This window comes from Halovenus marina (assembly GCF_051414115.1).
Classification (GTDB): domain Archaea; phylum Halobacteriota; class Halobacteria; order Halobacteriales; family Haloarculaceae; genus Halovenus; species Halovenus marina.
Genome location: NZ_JBLKNZ010000001.1, coordinates 1,127,650 through 1,150,652 on the forward strand (window position 1 = coordinate 1,127,650; position 23,003 = coordinate 1,150,652).

A 23,003-nucleotide genomic window follows, 5' to 3' on the forward strand; every position below is an offset into this window, starting at 1 on the left:
GTCAGTCGTCGCGACCAGTCTGAGCGGCTGCGTCTGTCGCGCTCGGCTCTGTTGCGTCCGGCGATGTCTGTGGCGCGTTCAGACACATCGTCCCCGGTTCGTCGCGGCACTGACACTGCCGGTACTGGTAGTACTCTGGGTCGATGTCAGCGAGAAACGGCTCGACGAGGTCCGCGAACACGCCACCGAGCCGCTCGTCGTCGTGCGGGATCGGCACTCGATGGAAGTCGAGTCCCTCGTCGGCCGCCTCCTCCGCGAGTTCGATGTCCAGTTCGGAGAGCGTCTCGCTCTGTTCGTGCAGGAAGCTGACCGGTTCGACGACGACGCGCTCGGCGTCTACCTCCTCGATCAGGTCCTCGACTTCTGGTTCCGTCCACGGGATGTCGCGGTTCTCGTGGTTCTGGTAGCCGATCCGGTAGTCCTCGACGCCGAGCATACCTGCCATCGCGGAACACCACTCCTCGACGTAGATTTCGTACCGACTTCCCTCTTCCAGATAGTGCTGTGGGGTACCATGCGCCGAGAAGACGAGCGTCGTCTCCGCTGCGGTCAGGTCGACGCCCTCCGCATCAGCGAACGCTGCGATGTTGTCCGCGCGGACGCGGTTGTACGTCGGGTGTCGATGCCAGCCGGTGATCCCCTGTACTGGTCCGCTCCAGTCACTCTCTGCGACTGCCTCGTCGAGTTCGTCGAGCGAGATGACGTTCGTCGAGGGGCCACAGAGCGGGTAGACAGGAAAGCCGACGAGCCTGTCCATCCCATCCGCTCGGGCGTGTTCGACAGCGTCTTCGATGAACGGCTCGGTGTACTGCATGCCCACGTAAGTGGTCACGTTGTAGCCCCGTTCTCTCAGTTCTGCTTCGGCCATCTCGGCCTGCCGCTCGGACTGTGGGTTTAGCGGTGACCCGCCAATCTCGCCGTACTCCTCGATGAGCGCCGGTGCGCGTCGCTGTGCGAGCTGTCGGGCGCGCTCTCGGCGTTCCTCCTCGGTGTCTGCGTCTTCGAGGTCGGCGTTCGCGTAGAAGATTCGTTCGAGATAGTCGACGACCGCTTCCCTGTCCGGTTCGGCTGGTTCGCCGAAGTTCAGCATGACAAGCCCCGTACTCATACCCGCCGGTTGGACTGGGGACAGGTAGGTCTGTCGTTCATACTGTCGGCTGTACCATCTCGAACATACTTCACCACTGGGGTGACGAATATTCGTACGCACGTACAGCCGACAGTATCAGTCTCACCCAGCGACACTGATGGTGGTCTCGACGGCGACTGTGTCTGTCGTCCGTCTGACGGAGAGTTATGTGGGCTGAGCCGCCACAATTTGGCAACGCGTATGGCCGAGACAAAAGCAATCACCGTCGCGGAGACTAGCGATGGCTTTGGCGGGTCGGACACCTGTGCCGAGGTGTCGCTTCCGGTCGTCGAGCTGCTGACTGGTCGTGGCTTCGTCACCGGAAAGAGCGGGAGCGGGAAGTCGAACTCCGCGAGCGTCATCGCGGAGAACCTGCTGGACAACGGCTTCGGACTGCTCATCGTCGACATCGACGGCGAGTACTACGGGCTCAAGGAGGAGTACGAAATCCTCCACGCGGGCGCAGACGAGGAGTGTGACATCCAGGTCACCACCGACCACTCCGAGAAACTCGCCTCGCTCGCGCTCGAACAGAACGTTCCGATCATCCTCGACGTGTCGAGCTATCTCGACGAAAGCGAGGCTGAGGACGTGTTGACCGCCGTCGCGCGCAGCCTCTTCGCGAAGGCGAAAAAGCAGAAACAGCCGTTCCTCCTGCTCGTCGAGGAGGTGCACGAGTACATCCCCGAGAACGGCTCTGTCGGGGAGTGTGGGCGAATGCTGATCAAAATCGGCAAACGAGGCCGCAAACACGGCCTCGGGATCTGTGGGATCAGCCAGCGCCCCGCAGACGTGAAGAAGGATTTCATCACCCAGTGTGACTGGTTGCTCTGGCATCGCCTCACCTGGAACAACGACACCCGCGTCGTCAAGCGAATCCTCGACGCCGAGTACGCCGACGCTGTTGAGGACCTGGACGACGGCGAGGGATTCCTGATGACCGACTGGTCCGAGTCGGTCCGGCGGGTACAATTTCACCGCAAGCGCACCTTCGACGCAGGTGCGACGCCGGGATTGGAGGACTTCGAGCGCCCGGACCTGAAAAGCGTCAGCGACGACCTGGTGTCGGAACTCGAATCGATCAGCGACGAGCGCGAGCAGACGGAAAACCGAATCGCGGAGTTGCGCGAACAACTCGACAAAAAGAACTCGCGAATTGCCGAGTTGGAGGCAGAACTCCAGGACGCCAGAGACTTGAGTCGGATGGCAGACCAGTTCGTCAACGCCCTCGTTCGACAAGTCGAGGGGCCAGCCCCGGGCCGAACCGAGCGCGAACGGATGCGCTCTGACCCCTCGATGGACTTCGACGCCGAGTACGACCAGCCTTCGACCGATAGTTCGAACAGCGAGACGGCGGACTCGGCTGCCACAGAGGCGTCAGCGAACCCAGAGACGGAGGCGACAGCAGACGCGGGATCAGAGGATACCGCCGAGATGGATGGGATGGACGGGTTCGCGGCGATGATGGACGCCGCTGGAGACGGTGCGGGAGCGGACGCGACAGGAGTCGACACTGCAGACGCCGACACTGCGGGTGTCGACGCTGCACCAACCGACACCGCAGGCGTCGATACTGCAGGGGCCGACACCGCAAGCGCCGATACCGCGACGACAGACGGCGGCACTGCGACGCAGTCGGGCGGCGGCGGGTTCAGCGCCGAGGCGGTGATGGAGACGCTCAAGGCCGCCTCGGAACTGTCCATCGAGGATGTGCGCGACGAGTCGGCGTTCGAGTCAGACGACGCAGAGCGAGTCGGGACTGATTCCCCATCAGCAGATGCGCACACGCCGGTCGAGGGGACTGGTCACAGCGAACCGCTCGCGGTCAGAGAACTCAAAGCCGACATCGGGCAGTTCGAAACCAAGACGCGGAAGATGCTCGAATTTTACGCCGAACTCGGGCCGGGGACGCCGCTGAACGCGCACTTCGCGGCTGGCGGCGACGGCGACCGGACGCGGGCGTACGCTCACAATCGACGGCTTCGCACCCGCGGCCTCGTCGAACACGTCGGCCGTGGCCGGTACGACTACTGTCTTCGGGAGTATCTCTCCGAAACACTCGACGGGGCCGACTCGGATACGATCGAACGGTACGCGAAAAACATCGAAGAGACGGTTCTCGATACGTAAGCCGTCGGCGATTCCGCTTGCGATCGGCGGACTATCCTCTCAGAGCGGATCGAGCAGCGATCCGAGCGCTGCGGCCGGGTCGTCGGCCTTGGCGACGCCGCTTGCCAGCAGGACGCCGTCAGCGCCGAGTTCGCGGGCGGCGAGGACGTCCTCGCCGGTGGAGATGCCTGCGCCACAGTAGACGTCGACAGATGGATCGACGGCTTCCGCGGCCGCGACGGCGTCTTTCACGATGTCGGGATCGGCCTGACTCACCGGCGTTCCGGTGCCGATGAGTTCTGGGGGTTCGACGGCGACGGCGTCGGGACCGAGCGCGGTGACGGCCGCAATCTGGTCGGGGTTGTTCGCGCAGACGACTGTGTCGAGTCCGGCACGCTCTGTGGCGTCGAGACTCGCGTCGATGTCGGCCAGTTTCAGCCGATTCTCCGAGTGGTTCAACAGCGTGCCAGTCGCGCCAGCGTCCTCGACGGCCTCCGCGAGCGCGCTGCCGGTGTGGCTGCCGTGTTCGACTGGGCTGACGTGCTGGGCCCACGTTTCGACGCCGGTGTCTGCGACGGCGCCGATATGGGCTGTCTGTGGTGCGATTGCGACTGTCGCGTCTGTCCCTTCGACGGCGCGACCGGCCGCGCTGGCGACCGCAACTGGGTCACAGGGATACGCTTTCAGGTTGACGAGGACGAACATACCCTAGCGGGGGCGCGCACGGCCAAATACGTTATCGAATCGGTCCGACAGTCCGCTTTCGGCCCCGTTCTCCCGCGGCCGATCCGCGTGTGAACTGTCGACAATCGACGGACGTGACGCCCACCAGATCGAAACCTTCAATTAACCGTGGCCGGTACGAACTGGTGCGAGGGTTCGTGGTCTAGGCTGGTTATGACACCTCCTTGACATGGAGGAGGTCGGCAGTTCAAATCTGCCCGAACCCATAGCGCGGAAAAGGCTTACTCAAGCCTTATACCCCAGTTTTCTTCAAACCTCAAATGTCCTTGGTCGAAGCCCCGATCAGCGGTGGCTCTCTGACTTCCGTACGTTCGGCCCTTTCCTACGGCGTCGTCGAGGCGCTGTTCAGCACCGATGGCGGGCGCACCTGGGGGAACAACGTCTTGGTCGGTGACTCGACGGATGTCCCCGGACGCGTCCTCACCGAACCGGTTCCGACGACCTACACCGAGGACAAACTCTGGACCTTCGGCCGTGACAACGCCACCGCGGACATGTTCGCGATGCAGAGCGAAGACGGCGGCCTGACCTGGACCGACCCGGTTTACTTCAATCCAACTGGGATGGTCGACCCGACGCCAGCGTGGTTCAAGCGGACGAACGCGAACGAGGTGACTGTCATCTGGGGCGACCGCACGAACGACCGGGTGAACTCCATGCAGGCCAGCGCACGCCTCCTCTGGCAGGATCCAACACTCCTCGAAGACACCCCCGTCACCCCAATTGCTGTGCAGATGTCCGACAACGAGGCCGAATTCGGCTACGCCACGTTCGCGAAGATGGGCGAAGACCGACGACACACGCTGGTCACCTTCTACGACGAGGACGTCGCACCGAACATCTGGCTCATGTCGCTCGACTAGCGACCGACCCACTCCATCTTTCGGGCCTCTGCGGACGCTACCTTTTTTGTGGCTGGTTCACACGGAACAGTATGACTCCGTCCCCGCTCGCCCAGTCAGACCACCTCGTTCGTCACGACGGCCTCAGGATCCCAGTCGGCGACGAGACGGTCGCTGCCTCGCGGATCGAATCGACCGACGCCGCCGACCGTGAACCGGTCGTGCTCGTCTACACGCCATACCGGAAAGACGACAGAGCATACGGGCTTCACTATCCCGGCTTTCACTTTCTGGCGGAGCGCGGGTATCGGGTCGTCCTCGCCGACATGATCGGAACCGGGGCCTCGACTGGGGTGCGAGCGGAGCCGTTCACGCCCGAGGAAGGGCGCGAGGGCGCTGCCATCGTCGAGTGGCTGGCCGACCGGGACTGGTCGACCGGTCGGGTCGGGATGTTTGGACTGTCCTATCCGGGGCTCACAGCACTCGCGGCTGCGGCCCAACAGCCCGACGGGCTCGAAGCGATCGTTCCGATACACGCGCCAAACCTCGACTATCACGACATGTACGAGGGCGGGGCCTTCGAGCTGTTTCGGATGGGCGGCACGTGGTTGCCGCTGATGCAGGCGCTCCCGGCGCTCCCGCCGAGCCGTCGTGACCCCGAGGGGCGGTGGGCGCGCATCTGGCGCACGCGACTGGAGGGGTTACGCGAGTCCGAACCGTGGCTGCACCAGTATCTCGAACACGACCGGAGAGACGACTACTGGCGGTCGAAGGAGATTCCGGTGTCGAACATCGAAACGCCGACGCTCTCGGTTGGCGGGTGGCGTGACGAGGCGAACACGCCGACGGTGATCCGGTGTTTCGAGCGCATCGACGCGCCCAAGCGTCTGCTTCTGGGCCCGTGGCGACATCGCATGCCGCCGGAGGGCCGCGAGCACGCACTCGGATTTTACCAACAGATGCGCGACTGGTTCGACCGATTCCTCAAGGGCGAGCAAAATGGCATCGAAACGGGTCCCGAAATCTCTTACTGGACCGAACGCGACGGAGGCGGAAAGACGGAGCAGGGAGCGTGGCGAACGACGGACGCCTGGCCGCGCTGGGACGACGACGTGGAGCAACTCCAGTTCGACCTGACGTCCGATGGACTTCTGAGCGGCGAGTGGGAGGACGGCTCTGTCGCGCGCGAGTACGAGTACGACCAGACGGTCGGGATGCACGCAGTCGACTACGGGACGCCACCACTCACGAACGACGACGACGCGCGCTCGATGACGTTTGACTCGGGCCCGCTCGACGCGCCGCTCGAACTCACCGGGACAGGTGCGGTTACGCTCCGGATCCAGCCCACGACGCCGGATCTGGTCGTCGCTGCACGGGTGATCGACGTGTCCCAAGACGGGGCGGCCCGCCTCGTCACCAGCGGTCAGGGCCTCGCGAGTTGTCGGGAGAGCGTTGCCGACCCGGACCCACTCGAACCCGGGTCGGAGTACGAGGTGACGCTCCCGCTGAAACCGAAATCGCACGTCTTCGAGTCCGGCCATCGCCTTCGCCTCTCGGTCAGTGCGGCCGATTTTCCGCGAGTGTTGCCGCCGCCCTATCAGGGGTCGCTCACGCTTCGATCGACCCCTGCCGACCCCTCGTTGCTTCGCTTCCCGGGTCGTCGTCACAGCGACCCGGTCGAGTTCGCGGACACGGTGGCGATGCCGTCCCCCACCGCTGGCTACGAGGAACCGAACCGCGAGAGCAGTTGGTCGACGAGTCGCGACCATCTCGCAGAGACAGCCACAGTAACGTCGACAGAGGGGTATCGACTACCCTTCGACCACGGCGAGTTCGAGTTGTCCGGGCGAACGAAGACGCAGGTCACGAGCGACGACTCGCTGAGCGTGTCGCTCTCCCGCGAGACGACTGCAGAATTCGACTGGGGCGACTCCGCCGTCCGAGTCGACGTTTCGAACCGGATCGCGCGACACCACGCAGAGACGTCGACGACGGTCACGCTCGACGATCAGGTGGTGTTCGACGAGACGTGGACGTGGACGCGTAACTAGCCGGATTCGGATTGCAGCGTGGGGAGCGTCGACACGTGGATAGCTACAAACGCCCGCAGTTCGAAAACAGCCCAATCATGCACTACTATCTCGTCTCGAACGACAGGGAGACCGAAGGTCGGTGGGAGCACAAACTCACCGAGCACGGCTTCGACGTGGTCGAGGAGTACGACACCGAGGCCGTCATCGTGACTCTCGGCGGTGACGGAACGATCCTCTATGCTGCACGGACACACGCTGAACCGACGATTCTTCCGGTACGGACGGGCGATTCGGTTGGCTACCAGACTCACCTCGAAACCGACCAGTTGCTTGCTGCGCTGGAGCGAATCGAGGCCGACCCCTCGGGTGAGAGCTACACGACTGTCGAGCATCGAACGATCGCCGCGTATCGGGATGGAACCGAACTCCGCGGTGGGTTTCGCGCACTCAACGAGATCAACCTCCACCATAGCGCACCGACGCTCGCGGCCGTGTTCACCGTCCGGATCCACGACCGGGGCACGACTGAGACGTTCGAGCGTCTCATCGGTGACGGCGCGCTCGTCGCGACGCCCTTTGGCTCGTCGGCCTACTACCGCTCGGTCACGGGCGGAACCTTCTCTGAGGGCCTCGGTGTCGCGTTCAACAACGTGCATACGCCGGTCGACACGCCGTCGTTTCGCGTGCTCTCGCCCGATAGCACCGTCGAGTTCGAACTGCTGGAATCCGACCACGCCTCGGGCGCGGTGCTGGTTCGCGACAACGATTCCGAGACCTACGAGCTATCAGTCGGGGAGTCGATCGAGGTTCGTCAGTCCACCGAATCGATGGCGGTGCTTCGTCCGCTCTCATCTACAGAGTGAACGGAGCCAAACTGTCCCCGATATGCCCCGTATAGCTATCCCGGTTCGGTTCGAACTGGGGAACGATGTCCATCCCGATTCAGGTGCAGGACCTGATGAGCAGTCCTGCGCGAACCGTGTCTGCTGAGTCGACTGTCACAGAGGCGGCAGCGATGTGCCACGAGTACGATATCAACTCGCTCGTCGTGACCGAAGACGGCGATGTCGTCGGTATCGTCACCGGAACTGACCTCCTCAGAGCCCTCGGAACCGAGGACGACGCGGGGATGCTACCGATCCGCGACGTGATGTCCGCCCCAGTGCGCTCGATTGCACCTGATCAGTCAGTCACGGCGGCCATGTCGAAGATGCGCGAACACGATATTGCCCGTCTGGTCGTTCTCGACGGGGCAGAACTCGTCGGCCTTCTCAGTACGGACGACATCGTTCGACACGTTCCACAGGTGTTCCACCGGGCGGGGATGCCAGCCTCGGCAGACCGGGAGACGCAGACACACGCCCGGGAGGAAACTGCCTACGAGAATCCTGACTGGACGTTCGAGTCGATAACCGTCTCGGAGGGGTCGGTGACCGTTGGCGACACCGCCACGTTCAGCAAGCGGATCACCGAACAGGACGTTCGGACGTTCGCGGCAGCGAGCGGTGACACGAATCGGCTTCACCTCGATGCAGCGTACGCCAGCGAGACCAGATTCGGACGGCGGATCGTTCACGGAACGCTCGTCGGTGGCCTCATCAGCGCCGCCCTCGCCCGTATCCCGGGGCTGACGATCTATCTCTCGCAGGACCTTTCATTTCTCGCCCCCGTCGATATCGGGTCGCGCGTGACCGCACGCTGTGAGGTCGTCGACACCCTCGGCTCGAACAAGTACGAACTGACGACAGACGTGTACGACGAGGCAGGCGAGCAGGTGATCGAGGGGGAGGCAGCGGTTCTCGTCGACGAACTGCCCGAGATGGCACGAGTGACCGTCGAACCGTCCCAGTAATTTCAGAGTCTGAAACTCCCCAGTACCTATACAATCGCAGCGTGAATAGTGAGAACCAGGTCATCGGGTGGGGGAGACTGTGATGACCGAGGGCCGGAACATATATGATAGACGACGAACAGGGTGAAACTGTGTCAGAGGAGTTCGAGGCGGGGGCATTCGAGGGGACGAGTGAACAGCTCTATCAGCATCTCGTCGAGGAGGCCGAGGAGATGCTGTACATGCTCGACAGCGACGGCCGGTTCACCTTTATCAACGACGCGATGTCCGAGACGACCGGCTACGAGAAGGACGAACTGGTCGGTGACAGCCTGGATCGGCTGCTCGCAGACGAAGACGCCGAGACGGGCCGAGCGCGAATCAATCGCCTGCTTTCGGTCGATGAGACTACTTCTGAGACGTGGACTGCGACGATTCTGACGAAAGACGACAACCGCATCCCTGCCGAACTTCACTTTTCGGTACTCGGAGACGACGGCGACTTGGACGGCATCGTCGGCGTCGCCCGCGACATTCGCGAGCGCAAGCGCCGCGAACAGAAGCTGCAGGTGATGACACGCGTCCTGCGACACAATATCCGCAACAAGCTCGGACTGGTGATGGGGAAGGCCGAACTTCTCCGCACGCGTGCAACCGACGACGACTACGATTTTGACTTCGAGACGGTGATCGAAACTGCGACACAGATCGAAGCCAACGCGCGGCAGATGGTCGAACTCAGCGAGAAGGTCCGCACCATCCAGGAGCGGATCCGCGCTGTGCCCGAAACCGACCACCGCACTGACGTTGCAACCTACGCCCGGCGGGTCGTCACCGAGTTTCGCGCAAACCACCCCGAAGTCTCACTCAGCATCGACGCGCCGGAGTCGGCGTACGCACGCGTGCCCGACTCCTACGAGGTAGCGCTCTCGGAACTGATCGAAAACGGTATCGAACACTACGAGGGCGATGGCCACCCCTCGGTGCATATTCAAGTCTATCTTGAGGGAGGTGAGGTCGTTACGGCCGTCCTCGACGAGTGTTCGCAGATCCCCGAAGCCGAGCGGCGGGTGCTCCGCGAGGAAGAGGAGACAGACCTGTCACACTCCGCTGGCGTGGGTCTGTGGCTCGTCTACTGGGTGACACGCGTCGTCGAGGGAGACCTGCGATTCGAGTACGATGGGACGGGCAATCGTGTCGAACTGGCCTTCGCGGCCGCCGATCCCCCGCAGTGAGCGCTACTGAAAGCCCCGGTCGACGCTCTCGTCGACGATATCGTCGAATTCGACTTCGAGTAACTCCTCGGCCTCCTCGAACGTGTCGGTGAGCGTCTCCATCCCCTCGGGGCGGTCGTAGTGGTCGAACTCCATCGGCCCGTAGGCGGGGCTGTCCATCGCGTCCATGATGTCCTCGAACAACGCGTCCGGCGTCGTCGGCGCGTCGGCGTGTGTCTCGATGACCGACCCGAGACGCTGAACCTGTTCCTTTGCGGTCTCCTCGTCTTCGACCCCCTGCTGGACGCCGAAATGTCCGTTTCGAGTCTCTTCGTTGGGAAAGAGTGGGTCGAGTTCGTCGTCGATCCGGCGGGCGATCCGTGTCCCGACGCCCTCGACCTGATAGGGGTTTTTCGCGTAGGTCTTGATCTGGTAGGCCCCCACGTCCGGATGGCCGAGATAGAGGTCTTCACCGATTCCGCGCTCGCGGTCACCGCCGACCGCCCGCCATCCAGAGGGGTCAGCCTTCGACTCGGCGACGTCTTCGAGGATATCCTCCCAGTCTCGAACGCGCATATCCTCGCTTGGGGTTCGGCGTGAAAATACGCATCGGTTCTCGGAGTTGCTCTTTGCAACTGGACTCCTGCACTGAACAGTGCGGTTTTCACTAGCCGCCCGTTCGTCTATTTAATAGACACATCTTTAATATAATGTATAATATAATTACGGAATACTTATGCTATCCTCTGCCCTCTATACGTATGATTCTATATGAATTCCGTTAGCAAACCTCAACCAACCTACTCACGCCGAGCCATTCTTCACAGAGGCGGGGCCCTCTCGATCCTTTTCGGACTCGGCATACCCGCGCTCTCCGGATCAGCAACAGCACGGAAGGCCGAACTCGTCGAGGCAATCGCGAGCAAATCTGGCCTCAGCAAAGCCGAAGCACAGGCCGCGCTCGACGCGTTCATCGACGCCACCACAAAAGCACTGGCAAACGGTGACAGCGTGCTACTCCCCGAATTCGGTCTGTTCTCCGTCTCCCAGCGCGTCAAAAACGGCAGCGGAAACGACTCGGACGGCGACGGGATAGTCGATGTCGACGAATGCCCGGAACTCGCCGCCGCACTCGATCTCGGCCCTGGAAAGGGCGACCAGCGCCGAAACAAAGCAGGATCCAGATGCCGCTCTGCTGACGTCGTCGTCGACGCAGACCGCATCGCAACCGACACACGGGACGGCGCGGGTCTCTCGAAGGCCGACGCGAAGAAGGCACTCGACGGGTTCGTCAGTGTCACGACAAGAGCGCTCCAGCAGAGCGACACCGTATCGCTGGTCGGATTCGGTTCGTTCAGCATCTCGAAGCGGTCCGCTCGAACCGGCCGCAACCCACAGACGGGAAAGGAGATCCAGATTGCGGCGAAAAACGTGGTCAAATTCAAAGCGGGCGCTGAACTGTCCAAAGCCGTGAACTAGTGGGCTGACGCAACAACAGTAGTCCTGCCGTCGGCTCTCGTGTGATCGTTCTCTCTGACACCGACAGCGTTTTTCTGCCCCCGTCCCTGACTCATGTCGTGAACGTACGCGGTGTCGTCGTCGGGGTCAGTGATGGGAAAACGGTCTCGACCGACTACGGCGAGTCCGAACTGGTGGAGGTCTCACTTCGGGAGGCTGAGTCGGCCGAGGAGACGACGGTCACGCTCTGGGGGAAGTGGACCGAAGCCGGCGCACTGCTCGAACCGGGGATGGAACTTGCAGTCTACGACGCCGACGTCGACGAGTACCGCGGGGAGACCCGATACACCACGGGCGACGGGACGATGGTGGTCGTCGAACCCGACTTCATCGTCGACGTGACGAACGTCCGCGCGTGGGTCGACTGTCCGCGGATGTACTATCTCAACAAGATTGGTGGCATCGAACTCGCGGAACCGGTCGTCAAGGGGACCATCGTCCACGAGGTGTTCGGCGACCTGCTCCGGGGCCGAGACGTCGAGGCGGCCGTCGAAGACCGCGTCAGGGAGGCCGGACTCGACCTTGGACTGCTCGGTGCCGACGTCGAGTCGATGACGGAGTCGGTTCGCCAGCACGCACAGGCCATCGAGGGATGGCTCCAACAGGGCACGCTCACCGAGCGCGACGAGTACCGCTCCGAGCAGACGCTGATCAGCAGACGCTACGGCCTCAAGGGCCGGGCCGACGCCGTTCGGCGGGGCGCACCGGTCGAACTCAAGACGGGGAAAAACACCAAGCGTGACCCCCGGTTCAAGGACAAGGTGCAGGCGACCTGCTACGCGCTCATTCTGGGCGAACACGGCGAGACCACCCCCGACACGGGGACGCTCCTCTATACGAAAAACGCCGCCGTCGACCGCGCCGAGACGTCGGGTGACCTCTCGCCAGCGAAGGACTTCTCGATTGGCTCGGGACTGCTCGCGTTCGTCCTGCGCGCTCGCAACGAAATCGCCGCGATGGAGTCCGACATGAGTGTGCCGACGGGCTACGAGGGCGAGGCGAAATGCGAGTACTGCTTCGAGCAGGACACCTGCATGGCCGTCTCGGGTCGACTCGACCAGGAGTCGAAGGCCGGACAGGTCGGCACCGCAGTCCCGGAGTCCGAACGGACCTACTTCGACCGCTTCTATCGAGCCGTCGAGACAGAGCGCCGCGAGGTACACCGCGAGTACGCCAAACTCTGGCGACAGTCCCCCGAGGAGCGCGCTGACGCCGACCGGGCGCTGGTCGGACTCGAACCGACCGGACAGCGCGAACTCGACGGCGGTCGGTGGGAACTGCGCGCGACCGGCACTGGCGCAGTCTCGAAGATTCGGACGGGGGATCTGGTGCTCGCCAGCGACGGCGACCCCGTCGGCGGCAACGCGGAACTCGCTCGCGTCGAACGACTCGGCGGCGCAGATGGGGAAATCGTCGTCACGGCCGACGAACCGGTCGAGTTGCGTCGGCTGGACATCTATCCCTCAGAACTCACGACCGATCGGCTGTTGACCGCGCTCCACGACGCCGTGCTCACACAGTCGCCGGAGTGGAAGGATCCACTCTTTGGTCGCGCGGAACCGGAAATCGACCCAATCGAGGAGACGGTCATCGACAACAACGCCGCGCAGGACGAGGCCGTCAGGATGGCACTCGGTGCCGAGGACTTCGCGCTCGTCCACGGCCCACCGGGAACGGGGAAGACATACACGCTCGCGACAATCGTCCGGGAGTTTCTCGACAGGGGCGAGCGGGTGTTGATCTCGGCGTTCACGAACCGGGCAGTCGACAACGCGCTGGAGGCACTCATCGAGGAGGGCGTCACCGACATCGTCCGGTTCGGAAGCGAGAGCGGCGTTCGGGCGGACATGCAGGAGTACAGACTCGACAGATCTGGCGACCCACAGCGGTGTGCGAGCCAACTGGAGGAAGCGAGTGTCGTCGCGGCAACCACGGCCTCGTGTGGCTCCCGGGCGATGCGAACCCAGTCGTTCGACGTCGCGGTGGTCGACGAGGCTGGACAGTTGACGGAACCAGGAACGCTCGCCGCAGTCGCGCTGGCAGACCGGTTCGTGCTCGTCGGGGACCACCAGCAACTCCCGCCAGTGACGCGGGCCGACACTGACCTCAGCGAGTCGCTGTTCGAGCGTCTCATCGAGGCCTATCCGGAGGCGTCGAAACTGCTCGACCGCCAGTACCGGATGGCCCAGCGGATTCAGGCCTACCCCTCACGGGAGTTCTACGACGGGGCGCTTCGCCCAGCGACCGGTGCCGTCGCGAGCCAGCAGGTGAGCGACCTCCCGGACGTCGAGTCAGACCGACTCCCAGCACATCTTCGTGACCGAGTCGCGTTCGTCGACCCCGGTGGAACCCAGAAGGGTCACACCAACCCCGCCGAAGCCGCCGCAGTGACAGACGCCGTCGAGTCGTATCTCGACGCTGGCGTCTCGGAAGGTGAAATAGGCGTCATCGCGCCCTATCGTGCGCAGGTCGCGGAGATCGACCGACGCGTTCCCGAGGCAGTCACGGTCGACACGGTCGACCGGTTTCAGGGGTCCAGCAAAGAGGTCATCGTGGTTTCGTTCGTCGCCACCGGCAGCCTCGAAAGCCCGATCTTCGAGGACTACCGCCGTGTGAATGTCGCACTCACACGGGCGAAGAAGGCGCTCGTCCTCGTCGGTGACGCCGATACGCTCGCGAGCGACGACACCTACGCCCGGATGGTCGAGTGGGCGCGATAGTCTGTTCGGATGAGCCAGGCAACCTACGCTTCCGATACAAAACTCGTATACTCGCTGGACGAAATCGCTGAGACATGGACGACGAAGAGAACACGTGGGTCGCGCTCCTCTCTGCGGGTCTGGGACTCAACACAGTCGGACTGCTCTTGCTCGATTCTGCGGTGTGGTACCTTCAGTATGCGATGATGGGTCTCGGAGTGGTGGTGATCCTCAGCGCGCTGTACGTGGCGATAGAGGAGTCACAGTCCGACTAACTGCTCGGCACGTTCCGGCCTCGGGCTTCTCTGGCACGGGCCTCCTGATCGACACAGTAATCGCCGTATCCAAAGCCTGTTGCTCCGCGCCCGCGAACGTCTGCTATGCACCCGCCGGGAGCCGACACCGTGCTCGTCAGATACGGTGAGATCGGTATCAAAAGCCAGGGGGTTCTCGCTCGGATGGAACAGCGACTGCAGGAGAATCTGGTGGTGATGCTCGACGACCGCACTCTCGACGCGACGGTCAGGCGCGAACACACGCGCCTGTACGCCGAAACTCAGCCTGCACGCGTCGAGGCCGTCACCGATACCGTGACCGATTGCCCCGGCGTGGTATCTGCGAGTCCGTGCCTGCGTGTCGAACCGACGATGGACGCCATCACCGACGCGCTCGCCGCGACCGCACGAGCGCGAGGCGACAGCGGATCACTTGCAGTCCGTGCTCGGCGGGCGGGGCAGGACTCCGACCATCCCTTTTCGAGCCCCGACATCGAGCAGAAGGGCGGCACTGCTGTCTGCGCGGCTATTCGTGAGACGGGAACAGACCCGACAGTCGATCTGGACAACCCCGACACGACCTTTCACGTCGAGTGTCGACCCGATGAGGCCTACGTCTTCACCGAGAAACGCGACGGGCCGGGCGGACTCCCCGTCAGCACACAGAAACCGATCGTCACACTCGTCAGCGGCGGCATCGACTCCCCGGTCGCCGCGTGGGAGTTGCTCCGACGGGGCTGTCCGGTCTATCCGCTATACATCGATCTTGGAGAGTACGGCGGCGTCGACCACCAGATCCGCGCCGAGCGAACGACGGCGACACTCGACCGCTACGTGCCCGGTGATCTTCGGCTTCGGGTCGCCCCCGGTGGGGACGGGATCGCCCGAATCGTGGACGAGGCCGATGATTTTCGGATGCTCGTCGTTCGCCGGTTCATGTATCGAATTGCGGAGGCAGTCGCCGACGATGTCGGCGCTGTCGGGATCGGAACCGGCGAGTCGATCGGCCAGAAGTCGAGTCAGACGAGCGCGAACATCGCTGTCACGAGCACCGTTACCGATCTGCCGATCCATCGTCCGCTCGTCGGGACAGACAAGTCTACGATCACCCAGCGCGCCAAAGCGATCGGGACCTACGAGGACGCGACTATCGACACCGGCTGTCACCGGCTTGCGCCCGAGATGCCAGCGACGAACCCGGCGTTGGATGCGGTCGAGGCGTCTGAACCGGACGACGTGGCCGAACTCGCACGCGACGCGGCCGAGGCCGTCGCTGTCGTCGATCTGTCCGAGTGAACCGTGTTGCCGACCAGCCGAAACCGCTTTTGGTGGGCCAGCACTCGGTGATCGTATGACGCGGGTCTGTCTGGTCGGTGAGGCGGGCAGTCACCTCCAGTACGAACTCCTCTCGCGGGAAACGGCCCGCGACGCGCTCGCCGCTTACGACCTGCGGGAACCGTACGAGAACACGCTCGTCGTCGAGACGGTCAGCCTCGGTGCGGCAGTCTCCTTGCTCAACGACCTCGACTGGTATCTCACCCGATTCGTCTCCGACGCGCTCGTCTACGAGCCCTCTGTCAGCGACACCGAGTGGCTCTCGCGCGGCCTCGCCACCGCGATCAGAAACGACGAACTCAACCCGGACGAGACCGGCCGGTTCCTGAAGGTGTACGGCGTCGTCGACCCGAACGACGAAACAGACGACCGCGAGACAGACCCTGACGCAGAGTCGACCGACGACGATCAGATGGAGCCAGAACAGACTGGCCGACCGGAACTCGTCGAACCGATGTTTCTCGCCCGCACCGGCGAGCGCATCCCCGACTACGACCTCAGTGACGTTGACGAGACGCTCGTCGTCAGAGTGACCAAATCGGAGTTCGAGGCCTAGTCGAACAGCCCAGTCGACATGTATCGCTCGCCGGAGTCCCAGTAGACGGTGAGCACGAGTGGGTCCTCCGCGCTCTCCCGAAGGCGGCGCGCGACGCGCTTCGCGGCGAGATTCGAGGCCCCCGAGGACTGCCCGACGAGAATCCCCTCCTCGCGTGCGAGACGGCGACACTCCGCTTCGGCGGCGTCGATGTCGACCGTTTCGACGTCGTCGAGCAGACCCCGGTCCAGATTCTCGCTAACGAACCCCGGCCCCATCCCCTGAAAATCGTCGGTTCCGGCGGGTTCACCGGAGAGCACAGCGTTTTCGGCTGGCTCGACGGCGACGATTTCGATGTCGGGAAACTCCTCGCGCAGGCGGCGGCCGATTCCCGTGATCGTTCCGCCGGTGCCGACGCCCGCGACCAGCGCATCCGGCTCACGTCCGTCGAGTTGCTCCAGAATTTCTGGCCCGGTCGTCCGGTAGTGTGAATCGGGATTTGCCTCGTTCTCGAACTGGTACATCTGGACGTATCCCGACTGGTCGGTGAGTTCGTCGGCGCGTTCGCGTGCGTCGCTGATGTCGCCGGTGACCAGTTCCAGTTCGGCCCCGTACGCAGCCATGATCTGCCGTCGCTCCGGGGACTTCGACTCGGGCATCACCAGCACGACGTCGTACCCACGAGTCGCGCCCACCATCGCCAGTCCGATGCCCGTGTTGCCACTCGTGGGTTCGACGATGGTGTCCCCGGGTTCGAGTTCACCGGCCTGCTCGGCCGCATCGACCATCGCTCGCGCCGGACGGTCCTTCGCCGATCCACCGGGGTTGAACGACTCGATTTTGGCCGCAATCGTCGTTCCCGCCGGACTGTCGACGGCGACCAGCGGCGACCCGATGGTTTCGAGGATGTTCTCGTACACACCCCGATATAGCGGAACCCGAAATAAAAACGCGCCGTGTTCGTCTGCACACTCGGGATGCCACTCTGATTATCACGCCAGAAAAACGGGGCTGTTGATTTATAACCCAGATCGGCAAAGAGGCGCGTATGAACGCGTTCGATTTCAGGAACCGATACGAAGACCTGCTCTGGGCTTCGATGGATCTGCTCGGGATTACAGATTCCATCGAGCGGAAGGTGCTCGCCGCCGTGGCGATTCAGTTCGCCGTCACCGTCGGCATCTTCGTGATCCCGTTCGTGTTCAGCGGCGTCCTCTGGTACGTGCTGGCTGGCGCGCTCTTTCTCGGTGCGCTCGTCGCGATGATCAACACCGTCCTCATCGTCCGACAGGACTTCACGGATCCGATCATCGAACTGGAGGCAAACGCACGGACGATAGCCGCCGGGAACGTCGATACCGTCGTCTCGCGGGCAGACCAGAACGACGAGATAGGAGGGCTGACGAACGCCTTCGCGGACATGCAGGAGGCGCTGGTCACGGTGTCGGCACAGGCGAACGCGCTCGCAGAGCAGAACTTCGAGGATCCTGCGCTCGATGAGGAGGTGCCGGGCGAGTTTGGTGACTCGCTGTCCCGGATGGCCGACAATCTCGAAGCGCACACCCGAGAACTCGAAGAGATGACCGCACAGCTAGAGCAACGGTCAGAACGTCTCGAAACGCTGGTATCGGCGTTCAGCGATGCGGCCGAGCGCGCACAGGACGGGGACCTGACGGCGACGATAGACCCGGACCTTGCGACCGAAGCCCAACACGAGACGCTCGTCGAGAACTACAACGAACTCGTCCGGACGCTCGGCGAGACTGTCAGCGAGGTGCAGTCGTTCGCGGGCGAAGTTTCGGAGGCGAGCACGGACGTGACACGGAGCATGGCCGAAGTCGACGACGCCAGTGACGAGGTCGCTCGGTCGGTCGAGGAGATTTCACAGGGTGCGGCCGAACAGACCGAGGACCTGCAGGCCGTCGCGGAGGAGATCAACACGCTCTCCGCGACGGTCGAAGAGATCGCAGCGTCGGCAGACGACGCCGCGAACACCGCGGCGCGTGCGACAGAGCGCGGTCGCTCGGGGCGGGAGGCCGCAGAGGGCGCGCTCGCGGAACTCGACGAACTGGAGGCCCGCATCGAGCAGACGGCGACTGCGGTCGAGGAACTCGGCGAGGAGATCGCAGAGATCGACGAGATCGTTTCCTTCATCGACGAGGTCGCAGAGCAGACGAACATGCTGGCGCTGAACGCCTCCATCGAGGCCGCACGCGCGGGGCAGGCAGGCGAGGGCTTCGCTGTCGTCGCAGACGAGGTCAAGTCCCTCGCGGAGGAGACCCGCGACTCGGCGGCGGAGATATCCGAGCGCATCTCGGGAGTGCAAAACGCCTCTGACGAGACAGTCGAGGACGTGCAGGCCATGGAGTCGCGGGTCTCTGACAGCGTCGGAACCATCGAGACGACGCTGCGGGACTTCGAGGACATCGTCGACGAGATCGACAGCGTGAACGCGACGATACAGGAGATAAGCGACGCGACGGACGAGCAGGCCCAGACGGCACAGCAGGTCGTCGAAACCGTCGACAGAGTCGCGAGCGTCAGCGAGGAGACCACCTCGCAGGCCGAGAACGCGGCCGCTGCGGCCGAGGAACAGACGGCGACGATCTCTGAGGTGAGCCGAAACGTGGAGACAGTTTCCGGACAGGCCGACGACCTGCAGGCGGCGCTAGACCGCTTCACCGTCGCGGAGGTTCGCGGGCGGGCGCAGGCGACGACTGGCGACGGGCCAGACCGGGGTGAGACCGACGAGGATGCGGAAGCGACAGACACGCCCGAACACGACCGACTCTCGGTCACCCAAGATTAGCTGCTGAAGTCATCTGTCCCTCAGTCCCGGAACGCACCGAGGCCCGAGCGCACCGCGTCGACGCCGTTTTCGAGCAGGGCCCTGGGAAACGACCGTCGGGTGCCATCGAGCGCGTTTGCCAGCGCGCTCGCCGCGTCTTCGGTGAGCGGTTCTCCGTGACCGACGAGAATCCTGTCGGGGTCGAGTCCGCGGAGTTGCGTCGGCGGCTGAAGGCGTCGGAACACGCTCACACCCAGCCGTTGGTCCCCGAGCAGGAACTGGTGGCTGGTTCCCAGCGAATCGGGGACGAACAGCGTCGCGCTTGGCTCGTGGAACAGAAACGCCTCCTGCCAGCCCGGAAACGGGCGGCAGGCGCGCGTCGTGAACCCAGCCACAGCGTCGCCGGGCACGTTCGTGTACCGCTGAACTGGGGCATCGACGCGCTTCTCGACGCGGTTCATCCACTCGGGAATCGAGACGGAAACGTCGTACCGTCGAGCAAAGTGTCCGGCATCGCGTGCGTGATACGCCGAGAGCACCGCGACGCCGACGACGTCACCGAGCGCGTCGACGTGGTCGTGGACGTTCGGCGCGTCGATAGGGTCGAGGATCCAGACGCCATCGTCGGTGGCTTGCGCGCTTTCCCTCCTCATCGGGATGGGCCATCCACGAGACGGCGTCCTCGAACTCGCCGACGATTCGCGCGTGTTCGGACTCGCCGCGGTCGTACAGGACCATGTGCTGTCTTCGACCCCACGCGTACAAAGATCGTTTCATCTGCTCCCGCTCGAAGCCGTACCTTCGTTTACACTACAATACTGATCATCTCCTCATATTCTTTCAACTTTATTCTAATTTTACTATTATTTACTATCTGTATAATATCCATATTGGTGAAATTGGAAAGTTGTACTTCATGGCCTAATACGCTGTCTGACGGCAGTCTGACTAACTTTTATATTTGTAACAGTATATCGATATTTCGATGGCAACCTCGACGGATCAGACAAGGGATCGAGAGGGACTGCTAGAGAGAGTACACATCGTCGGCGGGTCACTCGTCGCCAGCGTGGTACTGGCCGTCGGCGTGGCGAGTTTCGTCGACGGAGCGACTGCAGGATTCGGGGTCAGGCTCCCGGTCTATCTTCTCGCTGGTGCAGTCGTGTTCGCGGGTGCGCTGGTGGCGATGCGGTACCTGCCACAGGACGAGATGCACGTCCTGCGCCGTGCGACAGCAGCCGGTGTTCTCGGATTTGTCGGTATCAGCCTCGGAACCGAGGCAGTCATCTACGGCCTCGTCGTCGTCGCACCCCAACTGTCGCTGTATCTCGCATCTGTAGGGATCGTCGCCGGTGGGCTGGTGTACTGGAGTGCGCGGAACTGGCGCGCTGTCGACGATTTGACGCGGGGATGGTGACACAACTCCGAAGGCCGATGTTTCGGCCTCTGCGCTCCGGGATCGATTTTCTCCGCGCGCTCGACGGCGCGAGAGCGCGCTCACCCGCTTTTCTGCCCGCGAACGTCTGCGGCGACCGAACGTATCGTCTGGTACTCCTCGTCGCTGTAGGCGATGACCCGAACGGCTTCGAGCGAGTCCGCCTCGTGTGCGAGGATCTGCTCACAGATGATACGCGCGCCCTCGTCGAGGTCGAATCCCGCGACGCCACAGCCAAGCGCAGGGATGACTAGCGACGTCGCGCCGAGTTCCTCGGCCCGTTCGAGGGTGTTTTTCGTTGCGTCGGCGATACTCTCGGCAGTCGCGAGTCCGTCGCCGTAGTGTGGCATCGCCGCGGCGTGGATGACCCACTCGGCGTCTAAGTCGTAGGCGTCGGTCACGGCCACGTCCCCCAACTCGATGGGGCCCTGTTCGACCGCTTCGTCGTTTATCTGTTGTCCGGCAGCGCGTCGGAGCGCACCAGCGACACCGGACCCCATCTGCAGACTCGTTCCGGCGGCGTTGACGAGTACGTCGGCGGACTGGGCGGCGATGTCCCCCTGGATGACCTCGAAGTCCATACCGACTCATTCGGTCGCGTCGATGAAAAAGCTGGATGCCGTTTTCCTTTCCGAGTAGCAAGACCTTTCCCCCTTGCCTGCCCATCGGTGGATATGAACGAGTATACGGTGACTGGTCGATGGCAAGCCCGCGACGGGTGGCAGACTTTCGAGAAGCAACTCGAAGCCGAAAACGACGACGTGGCAGTCGAGTACACCTACGCCGACTTCGGCTCGAAGCACGGCCTCAAGCGCACGCAGATCGAAATCGAGGAGGTGTCGGCATGAGCCTTGGCGGCGGCGGTGGCGGCCAGATGCAGCAGGTCGCACAGGAGATAGAGGAACTCGAACAGCACAAGGAGACCGTCGAAGGCGAAATCGAGCAGCTGCAGGCCCAGAAACAGGATATCGACGAGGCGGCCGAAGCGATCGAGGAACTCGACAGCGGTTCGACGGTACAGGTCCCACTTGGCGGCGGTGCCTACATCCGCGCAGAGATCGCAGATATCGACGAGATCATCGTCGATCTGGGCGCCGATTACGCCGCAGAGCGCGACCAGGACGGTGCGAAGGAGTCACTGGAAGCGAAAAAAGACACACTCGACGACCGCATCGAGGAACTGCAGTCACAGATCGCAGAGATCGAAACCGAAACCGAAAAGCTCGAACAGCAGGCCGAGCAGATGCAGGCCCAGCAGATGCAGCAGATGCAGCAGATGCAACAGCAGGACGACGAGTAAAGGCGGATGTTCGACGGACTGAAAGACAAACTCAACAGCTTTACTGACGACGTCGAGGATGACGTCGAAGACGCTGACGCCGATGTCGGCGACGCTGAATCGGACAGTGACAACGCAGTCGACGACAGTGAGGCTGGCTCAGCACAGGATGCTGCATCCGATGTAGATACTGCCAGTGAGTCCCGCACACCTGATGCCGAGGCTGACGCGCGGGACGACGAGTCTGAGACGGATCAGGAGACTGCGAACGAACCCGAACGGTCACAGCCTGACGAGCAAGCAGAGACAGACGAGGGCCGTGGGCTGACAGAGCGCGCGAAACTGTTCGCGACCGGCAAGACCGTCATCGACGAGGAAGACCTGCAGAACCACCTCGACGAACTGGAGTTTGCCCTCCTCGGAAGCGACGTCGAGATGGAAGTCACTAGGGAAATTCTCGACGGTGTGGAGGCAAATCTCGTCGGAGAGACGCGCAGACGCCTCGAAAGCACTGGCAATCTCGTCGAGGACGCGCTCCGTGAGGCGCTGTACGACGTCATCAGCGTCGGACAGTTCGACTTCGACCAGCAGATCGAAGCCGCCGACAAGCCGGTTGTCATCATCTTCACCGGCGTCAACGGCGTGGGCAAGACGACGACCATCGCGAAGATGGCCCGGTATCTCGAACAGCGAGGCCACTCGTCGGTACTCGCAAACGGCGACACCTACCGCGCTGGCGCGAACGAGCAACTCGAACAGCACGCCGACAACCTCGACAAGAAGATCATCTCACACGAACAGGGTTCGGACCCGGCGGCAGTCATCTACGACGCCGTCGAGTACGCCGAGGCGAACGACGTTGACGTCGTGCTCGGTGACACGGCTGGCCGACTCCACACGAGCGAGGGGCTGATGGACCAACTCTCGAAGATCGACCGGGTCATCGACCCCGACATGACCATCTTCGTCGACGAGGCCGTCGCCGGGCAGGACGCGGTCAACCGCGCCCGGGAGTTCAACGACGCCGCCGAAATCGACGGGACAGTGCTGACCAAGGCTGACGCCGATTCGCAAGGCGGCGCGGCTATCTCCGTCGCGCACGTCACCGGAAAGCCGATCCTCTTTCTGGGCACCGGACAGGACTACGACGATCTGGATCGATTCGACCCCGAACGGATCGTGAACGAACTCCTCGGCGAGAGCTGAGAGCGACCCTCGGTCGAATCGACGGGCG

At 63.1% G+C, this 23,003-nt stretch carries 22 protein-coding genes and 1 tRNA gene; 17 read left to right on the forward strand and 6 right to left on the reverse strand.

Going from position 1 to position 23,003, the window contains the following annotated elements:
* Window position 1: 1 nt before the first annotated feature.
* Complete coding sequence (gene hemH / locus ACMGFL_RS05770) at window positions 2-1,108, reverse strand: ferrochelatase (RefSeq protein WP_436934584.1); 1,107 nt, start codon at window positions 1,106-1,108, stop codon at window positions 2-4.
* Between the two features lie 222 nt (window positions 1,109-1,330).
* On the opposite strand from hemH, the gene ACMGFL_RS05775 reads away from it, so the two are divergent.
* Window positions 1,331-3,259: an ATP-binding protein gene (locus ACMGFL_RS05775; protein ID WP_436934585.1), complete on the forward strand. Its 1,929-nt coding sequence runs from the start codon at window positions 1,331-1,333 to the stop codon at window positions 3,257-3,259.
* Window positions 3,260-3,298: 39 nt separating this feature from the next.
* Here the strand turns inward: ACMGFL_RS05775 and tpiA are convergent, their stop codons facing one another.
* Window positions 3,299-3,943 (reverse strand): triose-phosphate isomerase, encoded by a 645-nt coding sequence (gene tpiA, locus ACMGFL_RS05780; RefSeq protein WP_436934586.1) that lies wholly within the window; start codon window positions 3,941-3,943, stop codon window positions 3,299-3,301.
* A gap of 170 nt (window positions 3,944-4,113) precedes the next feature.
* Here tpiA and ACMGFL_RS05785 point away from each other — a divergent pair.
* The 6 genes from ACMGFL_RS05785 to ACMGFL_RS05810 all read left to right on the forward strand — a co-directional run bounded on the left by ACMGFL_RS05785 (window position 4,114) and on the right by ACMGFL_RS05810 (window position 9,926).
* Window positions 4,114-4,188: transfer RNA gene (locus tag ACMGFL_RS05785), tRNA-Val, on the forward strand.
* Window positions 4,189-4,242: 54 nt separating this feature from the next.
* Window positions 4,243-4,845 carry a sialidase family protein gene (locus ACMGFL_RS05790; protein ID WP_436934587.1) on the forward strand — a complete coding sequence of 201 codons (603 nt, stop codon included), beginning with the start codon at window positions 4,243-4,245 and terminating at the stop codon, window positions 4,843-4,845.
* Window positions 4,846-4,916: 71 nt separating this feature from the next.
* Window positions 4,917-6,878 (forward strand): CocE/NonD family hydrolase, encoded by a 1,962-nt coding sequence (locus ACMGFL_RS05795; RefSeq protein WP_436934588.1) that lies wholly within the window; start codon window positions 4,917-4,919, stop codon window positions 6,876-6,878.
* A gap of 35 nt (window positions 6,879-6,913) precedes the next feature.
* Window positions 6,914-7,723: an NAD(+)/NADH kinase gene (locus tag ACMGFL_RS05800; protein ID WP_436934589.1), complete on the forward strand. Its 810-nt coding sequence runs from the start codon at window positions 6,914-6,916 to the stop codon at window positions 7,721-7,723.
* A 65-nt stretch (window positions 7,724-7,788) separates the two neighbouring features.
* Window positions 7,789-8,712 (forward strand): CBS domain-containing protein, encoded by a 924-nt coding sequence (locus tag ACMGFL_RS05805; RefSeq protein ID WP_436934590.1) that lies wholly within the window; start codon window positions 7,789-7,791, stop codon window positions 8,710-8,712.
* A gap of 131 nt (window positions 8,713-8,843) precedes the next feature.
* On the forward strand, window positions 8,844-9,926 hold the full coding sequence (locus ACMGFL_RS05810; protein WP_436934591.1) for a PAS domain S-box protein: 1,083 nt from the start codon (window positions 8,844-8,846) through the stop codon (window positions 9,924-9,926).
* A 3-nt stretch (window positions 9,927-9,929) separates the two neighbouring features.
* On the opposite strand, the gene ACMGFL_RS05815 is transcribed toward ACMGFL_RS05810, so the two are convergent.
* A complete protein-coding gene (locus ACMGFL_RS05815) occupies window positions 9,930-10,481 on the reverse strand; it encodes a hypothetical protein (protein WP_436934592.1) in 552 nt (183 codons plus the stop codon).
* A 195-nt stretch (window positions 10,482-10,676) separates the two neighbouring features.
* Here ACMGFL_RS05815 and ACMGFL_RS05820 point away from each other — a divergent pair, with 195 nt between their 5' ends.
* The 5 genes from ACMGFL_RS05820 (at window position 10,677) to ACMGFL_RS05840 (ending at window position 16,288) form a co-directional block, all read left to right on the forward strand.
* Window positions 10,677-11,384, forward strand: a complete 708-nt coding sequence (locus ACMGFL_RS05820) for an HU family DNA-binding protein (protein WP_436934593.1) — start codon at window positions 10,677-10,679, stop codon at window positions 11,382-11,384.
* A 98-nt stretch (window positions 11,385-11,482) separates the two neighbouring features.
* The gene (locus tag ACMGFL_RS05825) at window positions 11,483-14,143 is read left to right on the forward strand and encodes an AAA domain-containing protein (protein WP_436934594.1); all 2,661 of its coding nucleotides are present in this window, start codon (window positions 11,483-11,485) and stop codon (window positions 14,141-14,143) included.
* A gap of 74 nt (window positions 14,144-14,217) precedes the next feature.
* Window positions 14,218-14,397, forward strand: coding sequence for a hypothetical protein (locus ACMGFL_RS05830; protein WP_436934595.1), 180 nt, complete (start codon window positions 14,218-14,220; stop codon window positions 14,395-14,397).
* A gap of 105 nt (window positions 14,398-14,502) precedes the next feature.
* On the forward strand, window positions 14,503-15,693 hold the full coding sequence (locus ACMGFL_RS05835; RefSeq protein WP_436934596.1) for a tRNA sulfurtransferase: 1,191 nt from the start codon (window positions 14,503-14,505) through the stop codon (window positions 15,691-15,693).
* 55 nt (window positions 15,694-15,748) lie between these two features.
* Window positions 15,749-16,288 (forward strand): DUF5804 family protein, encoded by a 540-nt coding sequence (locus ACMGFL_RS05840; protein ID WP_436934597.1) that lies wholly within the window; start codon window positions 15,749-15,751, stop codon window positions 16,286-16,288.
* Here ACMGFL_RS05840 and ACMGFL_RS05845 read toward each other — a convergent pair.
* Complete coding sequence (locus ACMGFL_RS05845) at window positions 16,285-17,187, reverse strand: PLP-dependent cysteine synthase family protein (RefSeq protein ID WP_436934598.1); 903 nt, start codon at window positions 17,185-17,187, stop codon at window positions 16,285-16,287. The genes ACMGFL_RS05840 and ACMGFL_RS05845 overlap by 4 nt on opposite strands.
* 179 nt (window positions 17,188-17,366) lie before the next feature.
* Between ACMGFL_RS05845 and ACMGFL_RS05850 the strand changes: the two genes are divergently transcribed.
* Window positions 17,367-19,076 carry a methyl-accepting chemotaxis protein gene (locus ACMGFL_RS05850; RefSeq protein ID WP_436936422.1) on the forward strand — a complete coding sequence of 570 codons (1,710 nt, stop codon included), beginning with the start codon at window positions 17,367-17,369 and terminating at the stop codon, window positions 19,074-19,076.
* A gap of 20 nt (window positions 19,077-19,096) precedes the next feature.
* Here ACMGFL_RS05850 and ACMGFL_RS05855 read toward each other — a convergent pair whose 3' ends face one another.
* Complete coding sequence (locus ACMGFL_RS05855; RefSeq protein WP_436934599.1) at window positions 19,097-19,708, reverse strand: hypothetical protein; 612 nt, start codon at window positions 19,706-19,708, stop codon at window positions 19,097-19,099.
* Between the two features lie 332 nt (window positions 19,709-20,040).
* Between ACMGFL_RS05855 and ACMGFL_RS05860 the strand changes: the two genes are divergently transcribed.
* A complete protein-coding gene (locus ACMGFL_RS05860; RefSeq protein WP_436934600.1) occupies window positions 20,041-20,472 on the forward strand; it encodes a hypothetical protein in 432 nt (143 codons plus the stop codon).
* Between the two features lie 80 nt (window positions 20,473-20,552).
* On the opposite strand, the gene ACMGFL_RS05865 is transcribed toward ACMGFL_RS05860, so the two are convergent.
* Entirely contained in the window at window positions 20,553-21,071 is a 519-nt protein-coding gene (locus ACMGFL_RS05865) for a macro domain-containing protein (RefSeq protein ID WP_436934601.1), read from the reverse strand.
* Window positions 21,072-21,164: 93 nt separating this feature from the next.
* On the opposite strand from ACMGFL_RS05865, the gene rpl18a reads away from it, so the two are divergent.
* The 3 genes from rpl18a to ftsY are packed head-to-tail and all read left to right on the forward strand — an operon-like array spanning window position 21,165 to window position 22,975.
* Window positions 21,165-21,338 (forward strand): 50S ribosomal protein L18Ae, encoded by a 174-nt coding sequence (gene rpl18a / locus ACMGFL_RS05870; protein ID WP_436934602.1) that lies wholly within the window; start codon window positions 21,165-21,167, stop codon window positions 21,336-21,338.
* The gene (pfdA, locus tag ACMGFL_RS05875; protein ID WP_436934603.1) at window positions 21,335-21,790 is read left to right on the forward strand and encodes a prefoldin subunit alpha; all 456 of its coding nucleotides are present in this window, start codon (window positions 21,335-21,337) and stop codon (window positions 21,788-21,790) included. The genes rpl18a and pfdA overlap by 4 nt, the downstream gene beginning before the upstream one ends.
* Before the next feature lie 6 nt (window positions 21,791-21,796).
* A complete protein-coding gene (ftsY, locus tag ACMGFL_RS05880) occupies window positions 21,797-22,975 on the forward strand; it encodes a signal recognition particle-docking protein FtsY (protein WP_436934604.1) in 1,179 nt (392 codons plus the stop codon).
* Window positions 22,976-23,003 lie beyond the last annotated feature (28 nt).

Bases quoted from the DNA above. Each gene is read 5' to 3' on its own strand.
- ACMGFL_RS05850 (WP_436936422.1), top strand. From the start codon at position 17,367: ATGGATCTGCTCGGGATTACAGATTCCATCGAGCGGAAGGTGCTCGCC.
- ACMGFL_RS05820 (WP_436934593.1), top strand. From the start codon at position 10,677: ATGAATTCCGTTAGCAAACCTCAACCAACCTACTCACGCCGAGCCATT.
- hemH (WP_436934584.1), bottom strand. From the start codon at position 1,108: ATGAGTACGGGGCTTGTCATGCTGAACTTCGGCGAACCAGCCGAACCG.
- ACMGFL_RS05795 (WP_436934588.1), top strand. From the start codon at position 4,917: ATGACTCCGTCCCCGCTCGCCCAGTCAGACCACCTCGTTCGTCACGAC.
- rpl18a (WP_436934602.1), top strand. From the start codon at position 21,165: ATGAACGAGTATACGGTGACTGGTCGATGGCAAGCCCGCGACGGGTGG.
- ACMGFL_RS05840 (WP_436934597.1), top strand. From the start codon at position 15,749: ATGACGCGGGTCTGTCTGGTCGGTGAGGCGGGCAGTCACCTCCAGTAC.
- tpiA (WP_436934586.1), bottom strand. From the start codon at position 3,943: ATGTTCGTCCTCGTCAACCTGAAAGCGTATCCCTGTGACCCAGTTGCG.
- ACMGFL_RS05805 (WP_436934590.1), top strand. From the start codon at position 7,789: ATGTCCATCCCGATTCAGGTGCAGGACCTGATGAGCAGTCCTGCGCGA.
- ACMGFL_RS05775 (WP_436934585.1), top strand. From the start codon at position 1,331: ATGGCCGAGACAAAAGCAATCACCGTCGCGGAGACTAGCGATGGCTTT.
- ACMGFL_RS05855 (WP_436934599.1), bottom strand. From the start codon at position 19,708: ATGAGGAGGGAAAGCGCGCAAGCCACCGACGATGGCGTCTGGATCCTC.
- ACMGFL_RS05815 (WP_436934592.1), bottom strand. From the start codon at position 10,481: ATGCGCGTTCGAGACTGGGAGGATATCCTCGAAGACGTCGCCGAGTCG.
- ACMGFL_RS05835 (WP_436934596.1), top strand. From the start codon at position 14,503: ATGCACCCGCCGGGAGCCGACACCGTGCTCGTCAGATACGGTGAGATC.
- ACMGFL_RS05860 (WP_436934600.1), top strand. From the start codon at position 20,041: ATGGCAACCTCGACGGATCAGACAAGGGATCGAGAGGGACTGCTAGAG.
- ftsY (WP_436934604.1), top strand. From the start codon at position 21,797: ATGTTCGACGGACTGAAAGACAAACTCAACAGCTTTACTGACGACGTC.
- ACMGFL_RS05865 (WP_436934601.1), bottom strand. From the start codon at position 21,071: ATGGACTTCGAGGTCATCCAGGGGGACATCGCCGCCCAGTCCGCCGAC.
- ACMGFL_RS05790 (WP_436934587.1), top strand. From the start codon at position 4,243: ATGTCCTTGGTCGAAGCCCCGATCAGCGGTGGCTCTCTGACTTCCGTA.
- ACMGFL_RS05830 (WP_436934595.1), top strand. From the start codon at position 14,218: ATGGACGACGAAGAGAACACGTGGGTCGCGCTCCTCTCTGCGGGTCTG.
- pfdA (WP_436934603.1), top strand. From the start codon at position 21,335: ATGAGCCTTGGCGGCGGCGGTGGCGGCCAGATGCAGCAGGTCGCACAG.